This window comes from Acidimicrobiia bacterium (genome assembly GCA_036396535.1).
Classification (GTDB): Bacteria; Actinomycetota; Acidimicrobiia; order Spongiisociales; family UBA5794; genus DASWKR01.
Genome location: DASWKR010000055.1, coordinates 1 through 4,389, shown reverse-complemented (window position 1 = coordinate 4,389; position 4,389 = coordinate 1). Strand labels below are relative to the sequence as shown.

The 4,389-nt window shown below is 69.4% G+C and carries 5 protein-coding genes; all 5 read right to left on the bottom strand.

Annotated elements, in window-relative coordinates:
• The coding region (locus VGC47_09480; GenBank protein HEX9855533.1) for a hypothetical protein at positions 1-422 on the bottom strand (422 nt) is incomplete at its 3' end.
• Positions 422-940 (bottom strand): sigma-70 family RNA polymerase sigma factor, encoded by a 519-nt coding sequence (locus tag VGC47_09475; protein ID HEX9855532.1) that lies wholly within the window; start codon positions 938-940, stop codon positions 422-424. The genes VGC47_09480 and VGC47_09475, both read right to left, overlap by 1 nt.
• A gap of 145 nt (positions 941-1,085) precedes the next feature.
• Positions 1,086-2,261 carry an NAD(P)/FAD-dependent oxidoreductase gene (locus VGC47_09470; GenBank protein HEX9855531.1) on the bottom strand — a complete coding sequence of 392 codons (1,176 nt, stop codon included), beginning with the start codon at positions 2,259-2,261 and terminating at the stop codon, positions 1,086-1,088.
• 58 nt (positions 2,262-2,319) lie between these two features.
• Entirely contained in the window at positions 2,320-2,874 is a 555-nt protein-coding gene (locus VGC47_09465) for an OsmC family protein (protein HEX9855530.1), read from the bottom strand.
• A gap of 85 nt (positions 2,875-2,959) precedes the next feature.
• Positions 2,960-4,389: glycosyltransferase (locus VGC47_09460; protein ID HEX9855529.1), on the bottom strand; the 1,430-nt coding region annotated here is incomplete at its 5' end.

The window sequence follows — 4,389 nt, the reverse complement described above, 5'->3', positions numbered from 1 at the left end:
CCGCCCGGCTCGAGAGGGAAGGTCGCCAGGGTGAGCGACTGCCACGCCAGGTCGGGCATCAGCTCGGAATCGGCTCGGTCCCAGTCTGCCGGGTAGGCGATCGACCAACCGACCGCAGGCTCGGGCGTCGTCGACGTGGTTTCCGAGCCGACCGTGACGACCGGGGCGGTGGTGGTCGCGGGAACCGGCGTCGCGGCCGGAAGCGACGCAGCGGGAGCGACCGCCGGACCCGACCCGCCTCCGCCGGCGAGCGCGCCGACCCCCAGCACCACGACCGTGACGGCGAAGGCGCCGAGGCCGGACAGTAGGGCGTTGGTCCTCCTCCCGGCCGCCCGGGCAGCGGCAACGGGGGGCGGCTCGACGTGACGAACTGCGTCGCGGATGCCCTGGCCGGAGCGGCGCGCCGCGGCGTCGAAATCCATCACTCGACCCATCCGCGCGCCACCAGTTGGCGCTCGAGCCTGCCGCGGCCCTGGTGGAGGAGGGCGCGGACGGTTCCCTCGGCGGTCTCCATGATCTGGGCGATCTCGCCCACCGGCAGGTCGTCGACGTACCGCAGGGCGATCGCCTGGGCCTGGCGCGAGGGGAGCTTCCTCACCTCGTCCCAGAACGTCCCGTCGTGCGTCGTGAGTGCTTCGATCGCGGTCTCCCGGCCCTGGATGCGGAGCCGAACTGCCGCCTCTGTCCGGATGCGGCGCCATCGCGACCGCGCCAGGTTGATGCCAACTCGACGTACCCAAGCGCCGGGAGAATCGAGCGGCCCGACCCGCTCCCAGTCGCGATGAGCCCGCAGGAACGCCTCTTGAGCGAGGTCCTCCGCGACCCACGTGCTGCCCGAGAGACCGTACATCAAGGCGACCACGGCCTTGTACTCGCTTCGGTAGAAGGCATCGAAATGGCCGGGCAGCCGGACGGCCGAGGTTTGGTCAGCCTCGTCCATGAGTCCTCACTGGCGGAATGCGTGTCCACACCCTATTGACGCTCGAGCAAGCGATCCCGCTTAGCCGGGCTCGTAGCTCCATCCGTTCTTGCGTCCCCCCATCGCACATGCGCGGCGGGGGGACGCCGGAACGGATGGACGGAGATCAGGCGGCGCTGGACACCGCAACGCCCCACGCCGGCAACGCCAGGAGCGCCTCGCACTCGTGACGTACGGACTCACTGATGATCCGCATCCTGCGAGAGGCCTCGGCGGCGCCCCAGCCGTAGGCGGCGAGTGCCGTGGACTCGGCGAACATGCGAACGGACAGCGCGTCACGGACGCGGTGGTAGTCGGCCAGCGCCTCCCCGGCGACGTCCGGGGTGCACAGCGATCGATCGACGGCCCTGGCGCACAACTCGGCGTCGCGCAGCGCGTCACTCATCCCATGGGCCGAGATCGGATCCTTCGTGTACCCGGCGTCGCCGACGAGTGCCCAACCGGGTCCCCAAGGGGTGCGCATGAAGCCGGGCAGTCCGGGCGTGCCGCGGTACGGCCCCAGTCGCTCACCGGTCGCCACGATCGCCGCCAGGTCGGAGCCTCCGTGGGCGAGCAGACGACGGAACTCGGCGTCCGGATCGGCTCGGAACGCCGCCACCTGGCCGGCGGGGCGCGCCACGAAGGCGAGGACCGCATCGTCGTTGGTCTGGATCATCCCGGCGTTGACCCCCGGAGTGAACTGGAACCAGAAGCCCGCGTGTTCGATCCCCGAGAAGTAGGCGTAGTGAACGGCATTCGTCGGCCGATGCGCCCGGTATGCCTTGGCGCCGGCGAGCTCGGCCACCCGGGAATGAACGCCGTCGGCGCCGATCACGACGCGAGCCGACACTGCCGACTCGCCGGAGGCTCCTTGCATGGTTACGCCGACGACGCGGCCGTCGCGGTTCCGGGTGAGGTCGGTGACCCTGACACCCGTCCTTGCCTCGACCCCCTCCTCCACCGCAGCTTCGAGCAGCGCCGAGTCGAGCAGATGCCGCCGCGGCGCATACAGCGCCTCGACGCCGTGGTCGGTGCTGAGCCGAATCGGGATGCGCTCTTCCCCGAAGCCGAGCATCACGTTGCGGACCGGCGGGGTCCCCAGCCCGATGATCCGGTCGAGCACTCCCCAACGCTGGAGCTGCAGCACACCGCTGCGCAGCATGGCGTGGGTGGACACGGTGTCCGCCGGCATGACCGTCCGGTCGACGAGGAGCACCCGGTGGCCGCGACGTGCCAGCAGCATGGCGGTAGCCGATCCGGCGAGTCGGGCTCCCACGACGATCACGTCGTAGTCGTATGTCATCACTTCCTCCTGGGAGCCAGGTGCGGCCGGGCGATGCCCGGCCGCACCATGAACCTCATCACTCGACCGTCACCGAGACGGCGGTGCCGTTGGTGAGGACGTCGAACACGGCCGACCGGGCGACCGAGCGCTCGATGACACGCCGGAGCTCGTCGTCGGAGGCGTCGCCTTCGATCCGAACGCGGACCTCTATGCCCTGGTACCCGTTGCGGACCGTCTCGTCGAGGCCGAGGAGTCCCATCAGGTCTATGTCGCCCGTGACCGTGGACTCGACGCTCCGGAGCGTGACGCCCCTAGCCGCCGCGATGTTGCCGATCCCGGCTGTGATGCAGGCCGCCAGGGCGTGGAGCAGGTACTCGGCCGGCGTTGGGCCCTGATCGGTGCCCACGAGCTGACGAGGGTGATCGGCGTCGAACGTGTGGGACGCCTCGTGGAGCTGCTCGCCACCGAGCCCGAAGAACCCATGGATCGATCCCCGGCTGTGGGTACCGCTCTGCCACGTGTTCGTCGCCCTGAACTGGAACTTGGCCGCCTCTGGCTGGGCCTTCACGGCGTCGAGCGCCCCGAACAGCGCCCCGACGTCGACTCCGTTCCTCGTGTTGGTAGCTGTCATTGCCTTTCCTCTCTCGATGATGGTCGGTCGACCGACCGACTGGACGGACAACAGGGTGAGGTTCGTTCGTCTCTCCTCTCGTAGATCAGATGTGCGGGGCGATCAGCTCGGCTGCGCGCCGAGCGCCGCCGGCCTCGACGTCCCGGTAACCGACCGGCTCGCCCACCTGCCTGGCGATGGCGTCGGCGAGGCCGTCCGGGTCCGTGGCGCCATAGTCCATGAACGTGCCTGCGCCGTACTGATCGAGCCGGTGGCGGACGTGGTAGTTCTGCTCGAAGTGATTGCGCAGCGGGAAGTAGATGAACGGCCGCTTCGCCGCCGTCAGCTCCATCGTCGTCGTCAGCCCGCCCTGGACGACCGCCAGGTCGCACACGGCGAGGTGGCGATACAGCCGATCGACGTAGCCGTGCACCTCGAGGCCCGGATGACTCGGGAGGCTCTCGGGCTCGATCCTCGGCCCGGCGACGGCGACCATCCGCAACCCGGGAACCTGCTCCCGGGCCATCGGATACGCCGCGATCACCTTCTCCAGGAGGTGGCGCCCCACACCTGATCCCCCGACCGTGACGATGCAGACCTTCTCGTCATCGCCGTACCCCAGCTCGGCCCGCCACTCGGCCGCCTCGTCCGCCGTGGGTGGCGAGAAGCCGGTGATGTACCCGGAGAAGTCGAAGTGCTCCTCGGTCCAGTCACGGATCTTCGGGAGCCCCGGCCCGAATGCCTCCGGCACCACGTCGTTGTGGTTGCCGACGAAGATCGCCTGATCCCGGACTCGGGGAAAGCGCTCGATGTGCTCGATCATCTCGGCGTTGTAGTCGGACGTGAGGTAGGCCTCTCGATCGCCGCCCTCCGGCATCGGGAGGAACCCGACGAAGTCGGTGAGCCAGACGTTGGCGGCCCGCTTCAACTCCGGGTTCTCGTGCCAGTAGTAGTCGACCTCCCAGGCCTCGTCCCCGATCACGAGGTCGTAGAGCCCTTCTTCGACGACTTCCTGGAACAGCATGAAGTTGGCGACGAGGATCTCGTCCATGCGCCGCAGGGCTTGGAAGCAGTGGAGATCGTGACCACTCGATTCCGAGGCGATGTGTGCAGACTCGCTGGCGAGCCACCGGCTGGCCGGGTGGACGCTCTCACCTTCCGCCTCGAGCACCATCGTCACTGGATGCTGCGCCAGCCACTCGATCTCGACTTCGGGGCGCAGCCTCCGCAGCTCCTGGGCGATCGCCAGGTCGCGACGGGCGTGTCCCAGCCCGATCGGGGACGACAGGTAGAGCACCTTGCGGCCCCGCTTCATCCCGCGGGTCCAGGTGCGACTCGGCGCCGTGGCACCCGTGACCCGGTCGACGAAGCCGGCGACGGCTCGGCCGACGGTGACCGGCTCGCGGGCCGGCGTCAGGTGCCCGGATCCTTCGAGGACGACGAGCTCGCCACCCGTCAGCTCGGCGAACGCCCTCCCCCGGTCGACGTGCTGGCAAACGTCGAGGTCCCCGTGGATGACGAGCGTCGGGACGCCGA

What these genes read in the sequence shown, in the direction of transcription:
- VGC47_09475 (HEX9855532.1), bottom strand. Translation starts at nt 940, where the DNA reads ATGGACGAGGCTGACCAAACCTCGGCCGTCCGGCTGCCCGGCCATTTC.
- VGC47_09470 (HEX9855531.1), bottom strand. Translation starts at nt 2,261, where the DNA reads ATGACATACGACTACGACGTGATCGTCGTGGGAGCCCGACTCGCCGGA.
- VGC47_09465 (HEX9855530.1), bottom strand. Translation starts at nt 2,874, where the DNA reads ATGACAGCTACCAACACGAGGAACGGAGTCGACGTCGGGGCGCTGTTC.